Genomic DNA, 16,345 nt, shown 5'->3' with positions numbered 1-16,345 from the left:
ATGTACACCTGTTACATTTATGGCATGAGTGAGCCTGTAACCGAATCCATGGCCGAAGTCCGCAGCCATCTCGCCGACGTCCTCGACCGCGCCCGCCGCGACGCCACGCCCACCATCGTCACCCGACGCGGGAAAGCCGAGGCCGTCCTCATCGACATCGACGAGTACCGCCGCTTCAAGGATCTGGAAGAGCGCGTCGAAGAAGAATGGCTGTCCCGCCTGGTCGACACCGCCCAGGCCGCCGATGACGGCGCGTCCGTCAGTCTTGAGGAGATGACCGCCGAGATCCTACGTGGTGACCGGTGAGCGACCGCCGCCACCTGACGCGCTTCAAGACCACCGCCCGCCGAGACCTCACCAAACTCCCCCAGAAGGAAGCCCTACGCATCCTGCGCCGCCTCGCCGAATTCCAGCAGGCGATGGACGACGGCACCACCGATGCCTTCGACATCAAGGCCCTTCAGGGACCCCCTGGCCACTGGCGGCTACGCATCGGCGACTACCGCACCGTCTACACCCTCGAGCCCGACGAGGACGGCAACCTCGTCATCTGGCTGTGGGTCGTCGCTGTCGGAGACCGCAAGGAGATCTACCGTCGGTTCTAACGCTCGGAGAGCCCCCTCCCGACGAACGAACAGCGGACCGCAACCGACGTCGTCGGGTCGGCACGGTCACCGTGACCGCCGGCCAGAGCAGGGGTTCAGGGTGTGGGGGCCTGGGATAGGTCGGTTGTGATGCCGCCGACGAGCATGCGCAGGCCGTCGTCGAAGGCGTCGTCCCCGCCCGGGTCTCCGCCGTCGCGAAGGGCTGCGGCCAGGGTCGGGGTTCCCTCGGTGAGCGCCGCGCGCTGGTCCTCGGGGAGGAGTTCGGGAGGTGTCGCCCCTTCGTCCTCGTGGCGCCGCCGGTCGGCCTGCTGCTGCAGGACCGAGCCGACCACGTAGTGGTCGAGCAGGGTCGCCACGCGCATGGCGCGCACGGGCGTGAAACCGAAGCCGACCAAAGCGGCGAGGTCGGCGTCGACGGCGGCGAGGGTCGCCGGTCCAGCGCGGCTGCCCGCGACGATCCGGGCGGCGTCACGGTGCGCCAGCAGGACGGCACGTCGCTCGCGGGCGCGTCGCAGCAGCCACGTCCGCCAACTTCTTCGTCACCGGCTTGCTGCTCCTGGCCCTGGCTGGCGGGCTTCGGCGCGCGATGCCCATGGGGCGGGGGTCGTGGTCGGTACCCGCCCTGACCAGCATCACCGGTGTGTGCGCGATCGCGGGCGGCGCCTTCCCCACCGATCCGCTGCCGGGCTACCCGCCCGGAGAGGGCGGCCACGAGGTGGCCACGCTGACAGGGACGATTCACAACCTCAACATCGTGCCCTTCCACCTCGCGATCACCGCGGCCGCGATGGTGATGGCCCAGCGCCTGTTTACCGAGCCGGGCCGACGTGCGTGGGCGTGGTCCTGCGTGGCCACAGCGGTCCTCGCACCGGCGACCATCATGGTCACCCTCGCCCTGGCCGACTCCGGGTTCCACGGACTGTGGCAGCGGATCAACCTGACGATCAGTCTGGGCTGGTTCGCCGCCATGGCGTGGCGGCTGCTGCGCGCACTTCCCCGAACCGCATGAGGGGTGGACAGGGGACGGAGCTCACTGCTAAGTTCTCCTCAAATCGAGAAATACTCAATCTGAGAACAACTGGGAGGGTGAAGTGACCGGCGAACGGACACCAGGGCACGACGACGGTGAGCGCCGGTTCCTCGACGACTACGACCCGCACGCCTACGCACCGGCCGCCGTGGCCGTGGACGTCGTCGCCCTCACCATCCGTGCCGGGCTTCCCCACGTGCTGCTGATGCGCCGAGCGGCGCCACCGCAGCGCGGGTGGTGGGCCCTACCCGGCGGGTTCATCCGAGCGCAGGACGGACCGGACGGACCCACCGACCCCGACCTCTCCGACGCCGCCCTGCGCGTGCTGTCGGAGAAGACTCCGCTGCCCACCGAACTGCACCTCGAACAACTGGGGACCTACGGCGCACGGGACCGGGACCCGCGTATGCGGATCATCTCGGTCGCCTACATGATCCTGGCCCCCGACCTGCCTGACCCGCGCGTCGGCCGCGACACCGACGAGGCCGCGTGGGTCCCCTGGACCGAACTCGGCCACGGCGACGGCGCCCGGAGCGGCCGCCCCCTCGCCTTCGACCACGAACGGATCATCGCCGACGCGGTGGAGCGCGCGCGCTCCAAGCTGGAGTACACGGCGCTGGCCACCGCGTTCCTGCCCGCCACCTTCACCATCACCGCGCTGCGCGAGGTCTACGAGGCCGTCTGGGGCCGCCCCCTGCACGGCGCGAACTTCCACCGCAAAATCCTCGCCACTCCCGGGTTCGTCGAGGACACCGGCGAACTGGCCGACCGGGGCGGAGCCGGTGGCGGCCGCCGCGCACGGCTCTACCGGGCGGGCGGCGCCGCCCTGCTACACCCGCCCCTGCTGCGGTCCGCGCAGTGACCCCCTGACCGTCCCGCCCCACGCGCCCTGTTCCCGCGCGACTCCACCGCTTCCCCGTCCGCTCGGGAGACACGATGAGCACGGAGCAGAACGAGACGACCGCGTTCGAGGCGACCCTGCGCGCCATTGTCCTGGCCGACGACCCGGCCGACCTGTTCGGACCGCTGCCGGTCGGCCGCGACGGCGTTCCCCCGGCCGCGACCGCCGAGTACTGGCGCCTGGCCCGCCGGGTCCACCCCGACCTGGCCCCGGCTGTGCGTGACAAGGAGGCCACCAGGGCGTTCTCCCGGCTGAGTCAGCTGTGGAGCCTCTACCAGGACCTGGCCTGGGGCCGCCTGCGTTTCTCGGACCTGACCCTGCCCACCCGCAAGCACACCTATCACGTGCGGCTCGACGGCGGCCCGCTGGCCCGCGGGGACGCCGCCGACGTGTACGCGGTGCGCTACCGGGACAGCCGCTGGCGGGACGCGGTGCTCAAACTGCCGCGCTCACCCCGCGACAACGACCTGATGACGGCCGAGGCCACCGCCCTGCGGCGGATCCGGGAGCGCGGGCACCGGCGCTACCGGGCGTTCGTCCCCGAGTTGGTGGAGGCGGTCCGCCACCGTGACGCCGCCAGCCGGGTCGAACGGCGGGGCAACGTCCTGCGGCGACTGGAGGGCTTCCACTCCCTGGCCGACGTGCGCCGCGCCCACCCCGAGGGGATCGACCCGCGCGACGCCGCCTGGATGTGGCGGCGGCTGCTGGTCGCGGTGGGCAACGCCGCCCGGGCCGGGGTCGTGCACGGCGCGGTCGTGCCCGAGCACGTGATGATCCACCCCCAGGAGCACGGGCTGGTGCTCCTGGACTGGTGCTATTCGGTCACCTTCGGCGAACCGCACACCGCGCCGCACGTTCCCGCCATGGTCGCCGACCGCGAGGACTTCTACCCGCCCGAGGTCACCGAGCGCCGCCCGGCCGTGGCGGCCACGGACGTGTACATGGCGACCCGCTGCGTCGAGTACGTGACGGGTGAACGCCTGCCCAGGCGGCTGCGCGCCTTCGCGCGCGGTTCCTCCCTGCCCGCCGCGACGCGTCGGCCGAGCGACGGGCTCGCCCTGCTGGGCGACCTGGACGAGGCGCTGGAACGGGAGTTCGGACCGCATCGGTTCCGGCCCTTCCACATGCCACCCCGTGCCACACACGCCTCCTGAACCGTCCCTTCCTCAACCGCACCCGGCCTGAACCACACCCGGTTTCCGGCCCCAGGCCGCTCCCAAGCACCCCGTTCAGAGGAGACACACATGGGAAACAGCAACTGGTCCACCGACGCCTATCACGCCCGGCAGGCCTACAACGCCTCCGTCGGCTCCAGCAGCTTCGGCTACACCGACGACGTGGCCTCATCCATGCCGCGGAGCTCGTGGAAGGTCCACGAGTCGCTCGACCCCCAGGGCGTGACCGTCCGAGAGAGCCGCGACTCCGACGAGCACCCCCACTCGCTCGCCATCTCCGTACTGTTCGACGTCACCGGCTCCATGGGCCGGGTGCCGCGCGGCCTGCAGACCAAGCTGCCGGACCTGTTCGGGCTGCTGCTGCGCAAGGGCTACGTGGAGGACCCGCAGATTCTGTTCGGCGGAATCGGGGACGCCACCTGCGACCGCGCCCCGCTCCAGGTCGGCCAGTTCGAGTCCGGCAACGAACTGGAGGACGACCTGGGCAACATCCTGCTGGAGGGCGGCGGCGGAGGACAGACCACCGAGTCCTACGAGCTGGCCATGTACTTCATGGCGCGGCACACCGCCATGGACTGCCTGGAAAAGCGCGGACGGCGGGGCTACCTGTTCGTCATCGGCGACGAGATGGCCTACGGCGCCGTCAAGGCCCGGGAGGTGCGCGAGGTGATCGGCGACGACGTCGGCGAGAACATCCCGTTCCCGACGATCCTCGCCGAACTGCGTCGCAGCTTCGAGGTCTTCTTCATCATGCCCACGGGCAGCTACCACTTCCACGACGACAAGGTGCGCGGCTTCTGGGACACCCACCTCGGCCAAAACTTCATCTATCTGGACGACCTGGACGCGGTGTCCGAGACCATCGCCGTTACTGTCGGACTGGCCGAGGAGGCCATCGACCTGCAGGAGGGCCTGAACGACCTCGCCGAAACGGGTTCCACCGCCGCTGACGCGGTCGGCAAGGCCCTGTCGCCGCTGGCCCGGTCGCGTGGATCCGTCGTGGTCTCCCAGGCACCGGACGGTCTGGGAGACGGGACCACCGAGAGCGGGGTGGACCGGCTGTGACCGGCACTCCCACGCGCACGGCCGACGACCACGCGATCGTGGTGGACCTGGGGTTCGGTGACGCGGGCAAGGGTGTGACCGTGGACCTGCTGTGCGCGCGGGGCGGGTTCGGCTCGGTGGTGCGGGCCAACGGCGGCGCGCAGGCCGCGCACAACGTGGTCACCCCGGACGGTCGGCACCACACGTTTGCACAGTTCGGAGCGGGCACGCTCGCCCCCGGCCGTCCGGTGCCCACGCACCTGTCCCGGTTCACGGTGGTGGACCCGTTCGCGCTGGCCGCCGAGGCCCAGCACCTGGCCGAACTGGGGGTTCCCGACCCGTTCTCGCTGGTCACGGTGGACCGGCGCGCACTGATCAGCACGCCGTGGCACGCGGCGGCCAACCGGGCCCGGGAGCGGGCACGGGGCCGGGACCGGCACGGTTCGTGCGGGATGGGCGTGGGCGAGACGACGGCCTACGCCCTGGCGCACCCGGAGGACGCGCCCACCGTCGGGGACTGCGCCTCCCCGAACCTGCTCCGCCGCAAGCTGGTCCGGTTGGCCGACCACCTGGAGTCGGTGCTGGCCGCGGCCTCGTCCGCGGCGGAGTCCGACGGGGGCCGGGAACACGGCCCCCGCCCTGACCCGGACGAGTGTCTGGCCGCCTACCGGGCCTTCGCGGAGCGGGTACGGCTGGTGGACGAGCGGTACCTGCCCCGGCTGTTGGCCCGCACCCCGGTGGTGTTCGAGGGCGCGCAGGGGGTGCTGCTCGACGAGTGGCACGGTTTCCACCCGTACACCACCTGGTCCACGACCACCACCGTCAACCCGCTGGCGCTGCTGGCGGAGGCGGGCCACGCGGACGGCGCCCGCCGGATCGGGGTGACCCGCACTTTCGCCACCCGGCACGGCGCCGGACCGATGGTCACCGAGAACGTACTGCTCACCGAGCGGCTGGCCGACCGGCACAACCGGACCCACCTCTGGCAGGGCGGGTTCCGGGTGGGCCACCTGGACCTGGTCGCGCTCCGGTACGCGCTGGAGGCCACCGGCGGGGTGGACTCGCTGGTGGTCACGCACGCCGACGCCCCCGCCCGGCTGGGCCGGGAGCTCCACTGGTGCGTGGGGTACGAACTGGCTGACGGCGCCCCACTGCGGATCGCTCCGGGAGACTCCCCCGACCTGGCCCGCCAGGCCCGATTGGCCGGTCTGCTGACCGCGGCCCGGCCGGTATTGGAACCGGTCCCGGGCGAGGTGCCCACCACGGTCGCAGACGCCCTGAACCTGCCGTTGGAGGCGGTCTTCACTGGCCCGACCAGGGACGACGCCCACCTCCCGGTCCGCCGCCTACCCCGTGTGGGCGCCTTCCCCCGGAGAATGCCCCTGGCCCGCCACCGAGTCGCCTGAACCCGGGCCGGTCCCGAAGCCCGGGAGGGGTTCCGGGCGGTCGCGCTCGGACCTGAGCGGATCCGGTACTCCGCTGAACCGAGTCCCCGGGTCCCCGGGCGCCGTGCGTGTCGGGCTCGGGCCGGGGCGGCGTGCGATCTAGTTTGGTGCGATGAGCTCACTCTCCGATCCCGAGGTCCGCGACTTCCTACTCAAGGGCACCCGCACGGGAAAGGTCACCTACACCGCGGCGGACGGCCGTCCGCTGGTGGCACCGGTCTGGTTCACCATCGACGACGACGGGCTGGTGTTCAACACCGGCAGCAAGAGCGCCAAGGGCAGGTCCTTCGCCCGTGACCCCCGGCTGACGCTGCTGGTGGACCTGGAGGAGCCGCCGTTCGGTTTCGTTCAGGTCCAGGGCACGGCGGAGGTCTCCGAGGATCCCGACGAGCTGGTGCGCACCGCCACCGAGATCGCCCGACGGTACATGGGCCCGGAGCGGGCCAAGGAATTCGGCCGCCGCAACGGCGTCCCCGGCGAGCTCGTGGTGCGGATCCGCCCGACCAAGGTCGTCGCCGCCATGGACATGACCGGCTAGTCCACGGACGCGGCCTGGGCGGCACTCGCTGCCTGGGCGACACCGCCGGAACCGACGAGTTCACCGCCGAGGTCCTGCGTCAGCTTCCCTGAACGGGCGCGGGACGGGGCCGACGGCAGCGGTCCGGCGCCGGCCCCCGTGGGAGGACTACATACCGCCGCGCTTGCGGATGGCGTTGAGGTCCTCACTGATCCGGAAGGCCACGATGAGCAGCTCGAGGACGATCCGCGACAGCAGCACGGAGATCGCGGTTCCGACGAAGGTACCGATCAGCATGGGGACGCCGAGGAAGCCGAAGTCGTCGTCGCCCATCATCGCGATGGCGGAGATCAGCCCAAACAGGAATCCAATGGCGATCATGATCAGCCACAGGATGTAGACGACCTTGATGATCCGGGCGGTGATGAACTCCCGGAAGGAGAAGTCAAACAGCGCCCCGAAGAACCCAGTTCTGGCGGGCGCGGGCTGGGTGTACCCGGCGGCGGGCTGCTGCTGATACTGGCCGCCCTGGTACCCGCCGGACTGCGGCTGCTGGCCGTAAGGCTGCTGAGAGGGGTCCTGGGGGTATCCGGGGGGATTGGTCATGGTCTCTTTGTTCCTCGTCTGTCGTCTCAGTTGTCGTCTCGGTCAAAGTCCGCACCGCCCGTGGGGAGGGGCGGCCGACACAACGAACTGTACTCATCCGTTCACCCGCCCGTCCGCCCCGCCCGGCTTGTGCCTCAGCGGCCGGTGCGCGGATGTGCTGCCCTTGGCTGGACGCCTGCGTGGAGAAGCAGGGGCTGACCGGCCCCGAGGTCGGAATCGAGCGCCCGTGATCACCCAGCACCGCGTCTGGAGTTTCCCTGACAGACGCCTGTGGCCGCGCCCCTGAGCGGGGTGCGGCCACAGGCGTTGACGCGTGTTCCCGTTCGGGGACCGGGTTCTAGAGCTCGGCCATGACCTCGTCGGGGATGTCGGCGTTGGTGAAGACGTTCTGGACGTCGTCGGAGTCCTCCAGGGCGTCCACCACTCGCATGACCTTCTTGGCGGCCTCCGCGTCGACCGGGACCTCCATGGTTGGCAGGAAGCTGGAGTCGGCGGACTCATAGTCGATGCCCGCCTCCTGGAGAGCGGTGCGCACCGGGACCAGGTCGGTGGCCTCGCAGACGATCTCGAAGGCCTCACCGAGGTCCTCGACTTCCTCGGCCCCGGCCTCCAGGACCGCCATGGTGACGTCGTCCTCGGTGGTGCCTTCCTTGGGCACGATCACGACGCCCTTGCGGTTGAACATGTAGGACACCGAACCGGCGTCGGCCATGTTGCCGCCGTTGCGAGTGACCGCCACGCGCACCTCGGAGGCGGCGCGGTTGCGGTTGTCGGTCAGACACTCCACGAGCAGAGCCACGCCGCCGGGGGCGTAGCCCTCGTACATGATGGTCTGCCACTCGGCGCCACCGGCCTCCTCACCGGAGCCGCGCTTGCGGGCGCGCTCGATGTTGTCGGCGGGCACCGAGTTCTTCTTCGCCTTCTGGATGGCGTCGTAGAGCGTCGGGTTCCCTTCGGGGTCCCCACCACCGGTACGCGCGGCCACCTCGATGTTCTTGATCAGCTTGGCGAACAACTTGCCGCGCTTGGCATCGATGACGGCTTTCTTGTGCTTGGTGGTGGCCCACTTGGAGTGGCCGCTCATGGGTGTCCTTTCACGATGTCGACGAAGAGGCGGTGGATACGCGTGTCGCCGGTGAGTTCGGGATGGAAGGACGTCGCCATCAGGCCGCCCTGTCGTACGGCGACGATCCTACCGGCCTCGTCCGTGCCGGGTACGCGTCCGAGGACGCGGACCTGTGGGCCCACGGACTCCACCCAGGGGGCCCGGATGAACACCGCGTCGAAGGGGTCCTCGCCGATGCCGTCGATGTGCACGCCTGTCTCGAAGGACTCCGTCTGGCGGCCGAAGGCGTTACGGCGCACCGTCATGTCGATACCGCCGACGGTCTCCTGGTCGGCCGTGCCCCCGAGAACGCGGTCGGCGAGCATGATCATTCCCGCGCACGTGCCGTAGACCGGCATGCCGTTGGCGACGCGTTTGCGCAGCGGCTCCATCAGGTCGTACCGCACGGCGAGCTTGGACATGGTGGTCGACTCCCCGCCGGGGATGACCAGGCCGTCGACGGAGTCGAGGCGGTCGGCGGACAGGACCTTCACGGTGTCCGCGCCCAGGGTCTCCAGGACGTGCACGTGTTCGGCGACGTCCCCCTGGAGGGCGAGGACGCCGATGGTGGGTCTGGCTGTCAAGTACGGCCTCACTCTGTGGGTCTTGCTGTGTGGGGAGGAGGTGGATGGTGGGTGAGGACGGGACGGCCGGGTGGCGGAAGGGTTCCCTTCCACCGCCCGGCCGCCGTCCGATCGCCCTGCCTACTGCTGTTACCAGCCGCGACCGGCGTAGCGCTGAGAGTCGGACAGCTCGTCCAGGTTGATGCCGACCATGGCCTCGCCCAGGCCGCGCGAGACGCGGGCGATGACAGACGGGTCCTCGTAGTGCAGGGTGGCCTGAACGATGGCGTCGGCTCGCTTGGCCGGGTCACCGGACTTGAAGATGCCCGAACCGACGAACACGCTCTGGGCGCCCAGCTGGCGCATCAGCGCGGCGTCGGCGGGGGTGGCCACACCACCGGCGGAGAACAGCGGCACGGGGAGCTTGCCCAGCTGCGCGACCTCCTTGACGATCTCGTACGGGGCGCGCAGCTCCTTGGCGGCACCGAACAGCTCGGGCTCGTCCAGGGTGCCCAGGCGCTTGATCTCGCCGTTGATGGACCGCATGTGGCGGGTGGCCTCGACGACGTTGCCGGTACCGGCCTCGCCCTTGGAGCGGATCATGGCCGCGCCCTCGGCGATCCGGCGCAGGGCCTCGCCGAGGTTGGTGGCGCCGCAGACGAAGGGGACGGTGAACGCCCACTTGTCGATGTGGTACGCCTCGTCGGCCGGGGTGAGGACCTCGGACTCGTCGATGAAGTCCACACCGAGGGACTCCAGGACCTGGGCCTCGACGAAGTGTCCGATGCGGACCTTGGCCATGACCGGGATGGAGACCGCCTCGACGATGCCGTCGATCATGTCCGGGTCGGACATGCGGGCGACGCCGCCGTCCTTGCGGATGTCGGCGGGCACACGCTCCAGGGCCATGACCGCGACGGCACCGGCGTCCTCGGCGATCTTGGCCTGCTCGGGCGTAACGACGTCCATGATGACGCCGTTCTTGAGCTGCTCGGCCATGCCGCGCTTGACGCGCTGGGTACCGACGGCGTTGTCGGAGGTGTTCGATGCGTTGGTGGCCACGGTGGTGGGCTCCCGTTTCTTCGGCTGAGCGGACAGTGCGGACTCAGGGCAGCGGGCTCGGCGGTCACGCGTGGGTACACGGACACCGTCGGCGCCGCGCACCCTGGGTCGACCAGCCTCCCATCCTAGTTCCATCCCGTTTGTGACCTTTGGCCAGGCTGGAGTATTGGCAGGTGCGGCCTGGCCACGCTGTCCGTTCGGTGTCCGAGCGCCGGCCTTTTCAGCGCTGCGGCGGCCGGTCGTCCATCTCGAAGTAGTCGGGCAGCCCGGCGGTACCGGCCAGGCGCAGAAGGCGGACCAGGCGGGAGCGGCGGGCACGGCGGGTGTCGGAAACGGCGTCGTTGTGGAAGACGCGGGCCAGGTGCACCCCGCGCGCGGCGACCGCCACCTCGGCCAGCCGGTCCCGGGAGGGGCCCTCCGGGGCGGGGTGCAGGGCGGCGCGCAGTTCCCGGGAGAGTTCGCTCTCGGCGAGTTCCCGCTCCTCGTCCGCGGCGCGCCGTGCGTGATTGGCCGCGACCAACAGGGATTTCGCGGTCAGGGGGTCGAGGCCAGGGTCCGCGGCCAGGTCCAGGACGGCGGCGGCCCGGCGCAGCAGGGCCGCGTCCAGGGCGGCGCGCGCGGTCTCCACCCGGTGGTGGAGGCGGTCCAGCCGGGTGGCCCGCCAGGACAGGTAGAAGCTGAGCAGGACCAGGGCGAGCAGGACCGCGGCGACCGCGATCACGAAACCGACGTCCTCGATCAGGGCCGACCACCCCTGAGGCGTACGACGTCGCTGCCCTCACCGCTCTCGCCGTCCCCCATCAGGACGGTCTCGTACACGTGGGCAATGTCGGCGGCCACGGTGTCCCAGTCGTAGGCGCGCACCGCCTTGCGCGCGGCCACGGACAGGTGGGCGCGGAGTTCGGGCGAGTCCAGCAGGGCCCCGGCACGTTCGGCCAGGTGTTCGGGGTCGCCGACCCGGAAAAGTTCTCCGGCGCCGCCGCCGTCCAGGACGGCGGCGAAAGCCGGGATGTCGCTGGCGACGACGGCGGCCCCGGCGGCCATCGCCTCGGTCAGGACAATGCCGAAGCTCTCCCCGCCCAGGTTGGGCGCGCAGAAGACGTCCGCGGAGTGGTAGGCGCGGACCTTGTCGGCGTCGTCGAGCCGACCGAGGAGCACCACGCGCTCGCGCAGGGGCTCGGGAACCCCGGACAGGTCGGGTTCGCCCGGTCCGGCCACCAGGAGGCGCAGTCCGGGCCGGTGCGGGGCCATCCGGGTGAAGGCTGCCAGCAGGGTGGCCAGGCCCTTGCGGGGTTCGTCCAGGCGGCCCAGGAAGCCGATAGAGCCGCCCTCCCCCGGCCAGCCGGGCAGGGGGTCGGCGCGGGCGAAGCGGCGCACGGACACGCCGTTGGGGATGAGCACGGCGTCGCCGCCCACGTGTTCGACCAAGGTGCGCCGGGCCGCCTCGGAGACCGCCACGCGCGCGTTGATCTTCTCCAGGGCCGAGCGCAGGGCGTTGGAGGTGGCGGCCATGGCCCGGGAGCGCGGGTTCGAGGTGTGGAAGGTGGCGACGATGGGCCCCTCCGCCGCCCAGCAGGCGAGGAGGGAGACGCTGGGCGCGGCGGGTTCGTGGATGTGCAGGACGTCGAACCCGCCCTCGGCGATCCACCTGCGGACCCGGGCCGCGGTGCGCGGGCCGAAGCTCAGGCGGGCCACCGAGCCGTTGTAGGGCACCGGTACGGGGCGCCCGGCCGGGACCAGGTAGGGCGGCGGGGTGTGGTCGGCGTCGCCGACCGGGGCGAGCACCGAGACCTCATGGCCCATGGCGGTGAGCGCCTCGGCGAGGTCGCCGATGTGTTGCTGGACCCCGCCGGGGACGTCCCAGGCGTAGGGGCAGACAATCCCGACCCGCATCCCGGTCCAGTCCTTCTCCCGTTCGTCCCCGTGTCCCCGACCCTCCGCCGGTACCCGCCTCCGTGACAGCGCTCGGATCACCGCCGCTGTTCCAGGTCGTTCCAGGTGGCCGCCTCGATCTCGCGGCGGCGGGCCCGGTCGGCGTCGTGGTCGGCGCTGAACACGGGCTGGAGCATGTGCCAGTCCTCGGGGTGGCGGGCGATGGCGCCCTCGAAGACCCGGGCCAGCTCCTGGGTGGTGTCCTGGATCCGCCGGGTGCGGGTGCCCTCGGCGGCGACGGGGATCTCGTCGTGGATACGGATGTTCCAGTGCGGGCCGTCGTACCAGAGAGAGACCGGCATCAGGGCGGCCCCAGTGTTCAGGGCCAGGGCGGCGGGGCCGGAGGGCATCCGTGCCTTCTCACCGAAGAAGTCCACTTCCAGTCCCGTGCCGTTGATGTCACGGTCGGCGAGCAGGCAGACCAGCCCGCCCTCGCGCAGGCGGCGGGCGAGCGTCCCGACGGTGTTGGCAGCCCCGCCGGTCAGCGGCAGTACCTCCATGCCCAGGGACTCCCGGTAAGCGGTGAACCGCTGGAAGAGGCTTTCGGGGCTGAGCCGCTGGGCGACGGTGGTCAGCGGGGTACCGCGGGCGGCGATCCAGGCGCCCGCGTGGTCCCAGTTGCCCATGTGCGGCAGCGCCGCCACGACCCCCCGCCCGGACCGGATGTGCTCCTCCAGCACCTCCACCCCGCGTTGGTGGGTGTTGGCGAGGATGTGCTCCCGGCCCATGGCGGGCAGTCGGAACATCTCGTAGTAGTAGCGCATGTAGGAGCGCATCCCGGCCTTGGACAGAGCCCTGAGCTGGGCGTCCGTGGCGTGCGGGCCGACGAGCCTGCGCAGGTTGCGCTCCAGGCCGCGGGTGCCGTCGTTGTGGGTGCGCCAGGCCCGGTCGGCCAGGCGTTGGAACACCGCCCGCCCGGCCCGCTCGGGTGAGCGGCGGACCATCGTCCACCCTGCCGAGTAGGCCAGGTCGGCCATGCGTTCGTCCACGTCGTTTCCCTCGTGTTCCCTGGACCGTTTTCCCTGGTCCGTGTTGCCTGTCCTACGTGTCCCGCGACCCGTCCGGCCGGGGCCTCAGGCGCCGTTGCTGGTCTTCTCGTCCTCGCCGTTGCCCTCGCCACCGGCGTAGCCGGGGTCGTTGAGGCGGGCGCGGGTCTCCACGAGGCGCTGGAGGATCGTGAGCAGGCTCATCCCGGCCAGCAACCACAGGCCGCCCGCGAGAATGTACGGAACCCCGAGCTCGCTCAGCCCGACCGCCACCAGGACGATCACCAGGCGTTCGGTGCGTTCGGCCACGCCGACGTCGCAGTTGACGCCCAGGCCTTCCGCCCGCGCCTTGATGTAGGACACCATGAAGCCGCTGATCAGGCAGAACAGGGTGAGTCCGGCGAGCATCGGGTCGTCGCCCTCACCCACGAACCACCACATGAGACCGGCCAGGATCGCGGCGTCGGCGACCCGGTCCAGGCTGGAGTCGAGGAAGGCACCGAAGGCGCTAGCGCTGTCCTTGGCGCGGGCGACCGCGCCGTCAAGCATGTCGAAGAGCGCGAAGACGGTGATGATCACCGAGCCCGCGTAGAGCTGGCCGCGCGGATAGAAATAGAGGGCGCTGACGACGACACCGGTCGCACCGATGATGGTGACGATGTTCGGCGTCAGGCCGATGCGGGCCAGGCTCCGGCCGAGCGGAGCGGTGACCCGGGAGATCATGGGGCGAAGGATTCTCAGCATGTCTTCTTGTGATCGTAGGACGGGAAGGGTCGTCGGGGTGGGAGCCGCACCTGCTGGGGGTGGCGTCGACCTCGGGGCGCCGGTCGGGGTGGGGGATCGGGCGGGGGCAGGGGCGGACTCGGGCTCACTCCCGGGTCCAGAGTTCGGCCAGCCGGGAACGGGTCTGCTCGAGCATCTCGGGCAGGACCTTGGTCTGGCCGATGACCGGCATGAAGTTGGTGTCGCCGCCCCAACGGGGCACGATGTGCTGGTGGAGGTGGGCGGCGATTCCGGCACCGGCCACGGTACCGAGGTTCATCCCGACGTTGAAGCCCTGCGGGCGGTAGGCCTCGGTGAGTGTCCGGATGCCGGTCTGGGTGAGCGCAGCGACCTCGGCGGTCTCGTTCTCGTCCAGCGAGGTGTACTCCGAGACGTGCCGGTAGGGGCACACCAGGAGGTGCCCGCTGTTGTAGGGGTAGAGGTTGAGGACGACGTAGGCGGACTTGCCGCGGGCCACCACGAGTCCCTCCTCCTCGGCCAGGCCGGGGGCGCGGCAGAAGGGGCAGCCGTCGTCGGCGCCGGGGCCGGTCGGCTTCCCCTCTCCCTTGACGTAGGCCATACGGTGCGGGGTCCAGAGCCGTTCGTACCCGTCACGCGTCCCGGTCCTCGCTTCGGGGAGGTCGTTCTCCCGGTTCCCGGGCTCGTCGTCGGCACCGCGCATGGCTTGTCCGTTCCCCTCGCCTGACCGTTCCGTACTGCTCGTGCTGCGCACTCCAGCATAGAAGCGCCTGGTGGGGAAAACGTCGGAGGCGGTCGGCGGGACCGGGTATCAGAGACCGGACCCGGGTGTGCGGAGACCGAGCAGTGTGCGCAGGTGGCGCGGGGGCAGCGGGCCGTGGGAGAGGAGTTCGTCGTGGACTCGGCCGGGGACGGCGCCGGGCCGGGCCCCGATGAGGTCGCGGACCAGTGCGGCCACCTCCACCTGACCGACGTAGGCGGTGGCCGCGGGCGTCGTGGCGGTACGGATCCGCTGCCAGATCCGGTCGGCCTCCTCGGCGTCGTGGTGCCCCTCCCTGATGAGGCGGCCGATCGCCTCGGGTTCGGTGAGGTGTCCGGTGTGCAGCCGGATCTCGATCGCCGCGTAGAGGGTGTCGCGTAGGCGGTCGAGCAGGGTGAGGAAGAGCAGGGCGGTATTCTCGCGGTCAAGTTCCCGGCTCCGGTGCAGTTCGGCCACTCCCCCGATGCCGCTCTCCCCTTCGTTCCCCGGTTCGGTGTGCCAACCCGCACGGGCGAGGGACAGGGCGGCGTGGGCGGCCCAACCCCGGACCAGGAGCGGGTTGGGCAGCAGGGAACGCACCGGGATCTTCCTCTCGGAACCTTTCGGAGCGGTGCCGGATTCGGCGGCGCGCTGTTCCAGCAGGGCCAGGCCGGGCCCGCCGATCCGGCACAGGTCCGCCCGGAGCCGGTTCAGGTTGCGGTGCGGGTCGGCCGGGGCCACCGGGTGGTCGGGGTCGGTGGACACGATGCAGGGCACCAGGCGCGGGCTGTCTCCGCTGAGCGGTCGGGCGGGGACGATCCGGGCCGGGCCGGGGACGGGGTGGTAAGGCAAGGACAGCGCGATCCGCCGTTCCGGCAGCGTGACCAGGTCGAGTTCGGTCACCCGTGCGTGCAGGTGCTCCAGGGCCTCCTGGGTCCAGGGAGTGGTGTTGTCAAAGGTGACGGGCTCCTTGGCCAGCTCCGCGAACACCTCGTCGATCTGGCCGGTGCGCAGCGGGGCGTCGAGCACGCGTGCCGCGGTCGCGACGAGTTCGCGGTCGGTCCCGGCAAGGTCCCGTTCGGCTCGGCGGAGCAGGTCTTCGGGGGTGTTCTCGGTGTCCAGCTCGTGGTGGAGCCAGGTCCCGTAGCGGTCGCCCAGGCGATGCTCGGCCGTCTCCGTGCCGTTGGCGCGCCGGTCGGCGGCGCCCCGGGCGGCCTGGAAGACGAACAGCCGGGAGGCGGCGCTGACCCGGTGGCAGGCGCCGAGCCGGACCGACGCGGGCTCGGGCAGGTCCGCCTCCCGGTCATCCGGTCGGAGCACCGCACGGACCCGGTCCTGGACGTCGCCCTCCAGCCGGTCCCCGATCCGCATGGCCACGGCCAGGTGGGCGTGCGCGATCCCCTCCCCCTGGTCAAGGCGGTCCCGGACCTGCGCGGAGTGGTCGTACAGGGCCTGGGCCCGACGCAGCACCCCGGCCCAGCGCTCCTCGTCGGTGCCGTGCACCTCGTCGAGCGCGGCGGCCATCAGCTCGGCGGGATCGTGCAGGGCCGGGTTCCACTCCTGCGGACAGAGTTCCTCCAGCAGCCAGCGGCGCCGTTCGATCTCGGCCCGCAGCAGCGCGAGGTCGACCCGCTCGTCCTCGGTGAGCCGCTCAGGGGCGAGCTCGTCCAGCGCTGCCCGCGCCCGGTCCAGGTGGGCGAGGCGGCGCCGGTCGCCCTCCTCCGTGCGGTCGGCCAGGTAACCCGGGAGCGCCCGGGAGCCCCCGACCCGCCGCGCCCACTCGGGATCCGCCGAGAGCAGCTCCCCCACCGCGAAGCGGGCCTTGGCGGGAAACGGCGACTGGCGTCGGAACAGGGAGAGGAAACGCTGGAGGAGGCGCATGGCCCGGGATGCT

General features: G+C 71.2%; 18 protein-coding genes and 1 pseudogene. 8 read left to right on the top strand and 11 right to left on the bottom strand.

Features of this window, described 5'->3' with window-relative positions:
• Window positions 1-24: 24 nt before the first annotated feature.
• Both D457_RS0105935 and D457_RS0105930 read left to right on the top strand, forming a co-directional pair.
• A complete protein-coding gene (locus D457_RS0105935) occupies window positions 25-306 on the top strand; it encodes a type II toxin-antitoxin system Phd/YefM family antitoxin (protein WP_239646022.1) in 282 nt (93 codons plus the stop codon).
• On the top strand, window positions 303-605 hold the full coding sequence (locus tag D457_RS0105930) for a type II toxin-antitoxin system RelE family toxin (protein ID WP_017579726.1): 303 nt from the start codon (window positions 303-305) through the stop codon (window positions 603-605). Before D457_RS0105935 ends, D457_RS0105930 begins: the two co-directional genes overlap by 4 nt.
• Before the next feature lie 95 nt (window positions 606-700).
• On the opposite strand, the pseudogene D457_RS31955 reads toward D457_RS0105930, so the two are convergent.
• Window positions 701-1,126, bottom strand: a pseudogene (locus D457_RS31955) (TetR/AcrR family transcriptional regulator C-terminal domain-containing protein); the annotation flags it as partial.
• Window positions 1,127-1,152: 26 nt separating this feature from the next.
• On the opposite strand from D457_RS31955, the gene D457_RS31950 reads away from it, so the two are divergent.
• From D457_RS31950 to D457_RS0105895, 6 genes are all read left to right on the top strand, one after another.
• Window positions 1,153-1,614: a DUF998 domain-containing protein gene (locus tag D457_RS31950; protein WP_083926682.1), complete on the top strand. Its 462-nt coding sequence runs from the start codon at window positions 1,153-1,155 to the stop codon at window positions 1,612-1,614.
• An 82-nt stretch (window positions 1,615-1,696) separates the two neighbouring features.
• Window positions 1,697-2,497 (top strand): NUDIX hydrolase, encoded by an 801-nt coding sequence (locus tag D457_RS0105915; protein WP_017579723.1) that lies wholly within the window; start codon window positions 1,697-1,699, stop codon window positions 2,495-2,497.
• Window positions 2,498-2,571: 74 nt separating this feature from the next.
• Window positions 2,572-3,690, top strand: a complete 1,119-nt coding sequence (locus D457_RS0105910; protein ID WP_017579722.1) for a J domain-containing protein — start codon at window positions 2,572-2,574, stop codon at window positions 3,688-3,690.
• 90 nt (window positions 3,691-3,780) lie between these two features.
• The gene (locus tag D457_RS0105905) at window positions 3,781-4,776 is read left to right on the top strand and encodes a hypothetical protein (protein WP_017579721.1); all 996 of its coding nucleotides are present in this window, start codon (window positions 3,781-3,783) and stop codon (window positions 4,774-4,776) included.
• The gene (locus D457_RS0105900; protein ID WP_017579720.1) at window positions 4,773-6,161 is read left to right on the top strand and encodes an adenylosuccinate synthetase; all 1,389 of its coding nucleotides are present in this window, start codon (window positions 4,773-4,775) and stop codon (window positions 6,159-6,161) included. Before D457_RS0105905 ends, D457_RS0105900 begins: the two co-directional genes overlap by 4 nt.
• A gap of 151 nt (window positions 6,162-6,312) precedes the next feature.
• On the top strand, window positions 6,313-6,738 hold the full coding sequence (locus D457_RS0105895) for a PPOX class F420-dependent oxidoreductase (protein WP_017579719.1): 426 nt from the start codon (window positions 6,313-6,315) through the stop codon (window positions 6,736-6,738).
• Between the two features lie 147 nt (window positions 6,739-6,885).
• Here the strand turns inward: D457_RS0105895 and D457_RS0105890 are convergent, their stop codons facing one another.
• The 10 genes from D457_RS0105890 to D457_RS0105845 form a co-directional block, all read right to left on the bottom strand.
• On the bottom strand, window positions 6,886-7,323 hold the full coding sequence (locus D457_RS0105890) for a DUF4282 domain-containing protein (protein ID WP_017579718.1): 438 nt from the start codon (window positions 7,321-7,323) through the stop codon (window positions 6,886-6,888).
• A gap of 337 nt (window positions 7,324-7,660) precedes the next feature.
• Window positions 7,661-8,407 (bottom strand): YebC/PmpR family DNA-binding transcriptional regulator, encoded by a 747-nt coding sequence (locus D457_RS0105885; protein ID WP_017579717.1) that lies wholly within the window; start codon window positions 8,405-8,407, stop codon window positions 7,661-7,663.
• Window positions 8,404-9,012, bottom strand: a complete 609-nt coding sequence (pdxT, locus tag D457_RS0105880) for a pyridoxal 5'-phosphate synthase glutaminase subunit PdxT (RefSeq protein WP_017579716.1) — start codon at window positions 9,010-9,012, stop codon at window positions 8,404-8,406. Before pdxT ends, D457_RS0105885 begins: the two co-directional genes overlap by 4 nt.
• Before the next feature lie 129 nt (window positions 9,013-9,141).
• The gene (pdxS, locus tag D457_RS0105875) at window positions 9,142-10,053 is read right to left on the bottom strand and encodes a pyridoxal 5'-phosphate synthase lyase subunit PdxS (RefSeq protein WP_017579715.1); all 912 of its coding nucleotides are present in this window, start codon (window positions 10,051-10,053) and stop codon (window positions 9,142-9,144) included.
• A 220-nt stretch (window positions 10,054-10,273) separates the two neighbouring features.
• Window positions 10,274-10,774: a hypothetical protein gene (locus D457_RS0105870; protein ID WP_017579714.1), complete on the bottom strand. Its 501-nt coding sequence runs from the start codon at window positions 10,772-10,774 to the stop codon at window positions 10,274-10,276.
• Between the two features lie 17 nt (window positions 10,775-10,791).
• A complete protein-coding gene (locus tag D457_RS0105865; RefSeq protein WP_039831031.1) occupies window positions 10,792-11,946 on the bottom strand; it encodes a glycosyltransferase family 4 protein in 1,155 nt (384 codons plus the stop codon).
• Between the two features lie 77 nt (window positions 11,947-12,023).
• A complete protein-coding gene (locus tag D457_RS0105860; RefSeq protein WP_017579712.1) occupies window positions 12,024-12,974 on the bottom strand; it encodes a phosphatidylinositol mannoside acyltransferase in 951 nt (316 codons plus the stop codon).
• A gap of 84 nt (window positions 12,975-13,058) precedes the next feature.
• Complete coding sequence (gene pgsA / locus D457_RS0105855) at window positions 13,059-13,694, bottom strand: phosphatidylinositol phosphate synthase (protein WP_017579711.1); 636 nt, start codon at window positions 13,692-13,694, stop codon at window positions 13,059-13,061.
• Between the two features lie 145 nt (window positions 13,695-13,839).
• Window positions 13,840-14,415, bottom strand: a complete 576-nt coding sequence (locus D457_RS0105850; protein WP_017579710.1) for an HIT family protein — start codon at window positions 14,413-14,415, stop codon at window positions 13,840-13,842.
• A gap of 108 nt (window positions 14,416-14,523) precedes the next feature.
• The gene (locus tag D457_RS0105845; RefSeq protein WP_017579709.1) at window positions 14,524-16,332 is read right to left on the bottom strand and encodes a DUF885 family protein; all 1,809 of its coding nucleotides are present in this window, start codon (window positions 16,330-16,332) and stop codon (window positions 14,524-14,526) included.
• Window positions 16,333-16,345 lie beyond the last annotated feature (13 nt).

Source organism: Nocardiopsis valliformis DSM 45023, from assembly GCF_000340985.1.
GTDB lineage: Bacteria > Actinomycetota > Actinomycetes > Streptosporangiales > Streptosporangiaceae > Nocardiopsis > Nocardiopsis exhalans.
The sequence above is the reverse complement of the archived record's forward strand: the minus strand, read 5'-3'. Positions and strand labels throughout refer to the sequence as shown.

What these genes read in the sequence shown, in the direction of transcription:
- D457_RS0105885 (WP_017579717.1), bottom strand. Translation starts at nt 8,407, where the DNA reads ATGAGCGGCCACTCCAAGTGGGCCACCACCAAGCACAAGAAAGCCGTC.
- D457_RS0105910 (WP_017579722.1), top strand. Translation starts at nt 2,572, where the DNA reads ATGAGCACGGAGCAGAACGAGACGACCGCGTTCGAGGCGACCCTGCGC.
- D457_RS0105845 (WP_017579709.1), bottom strand. Translation starts at nt 16,332, where the DNA reads ATGCGCCTCCTCCAGCGTTTCCTCTCCCTGTTCCGACGCCAGTCGCCG.
- D457_RS0105935 (WP_239646022.1), top strand. Translation starts at nt 25, where the DNA reads ATGAGTGAGCCTGTAACCGAATCCATGGCCGAAGTCCGCAGCCATCTC.
- D457_RS0105905 (WP_017579721.1), top strand. Translation starts at nt 3,781, where the DNA reads ATGGGAAACAGCAACTGGTCCACCGACGCCTATCACGCCCGGCAGGCC.
- D457_RS0105865 (WP_039831031.1), bottom strand. Translation starts at nt 11,946, where the DNA reads ATGCGGGTCGGGATTGTCTGCCCCTACGCCTGGGACGTCCCCGGCGGG.
- D457_RS0105850 (WP_017579710.1), bottom strand. Translation starts at nt 14,415, where the DNA reads ATGCGCGGTGCCGACGACGAGCCCGGGAACCGGGAGAACGACCTCCCC.
- D457_RS0105890 (WP_017579718.1), bottom strand. Translation starts at nt 7,323, where the DNA reads ATGACCAATCCCCCCGGATACCCCCAGGACCCCTCTCAGCAGCCTTAC.
- D457_RS0105895 (WP_017579719.1), top strand. Translation starts at nt 6,313, where the DNA reads ATGAGCTCACTCTCCGATCCCGAGGTCCGCGACTTCCTACTCAAGGGC.
- pgsA (WP_017579711.1), bottom strand. Translation starts at nt 13,694, where the DNA reads ATGATCTCCCGGGTCACCGCTCCGCTCGGCCGGAGCCTGGCCCGCATC.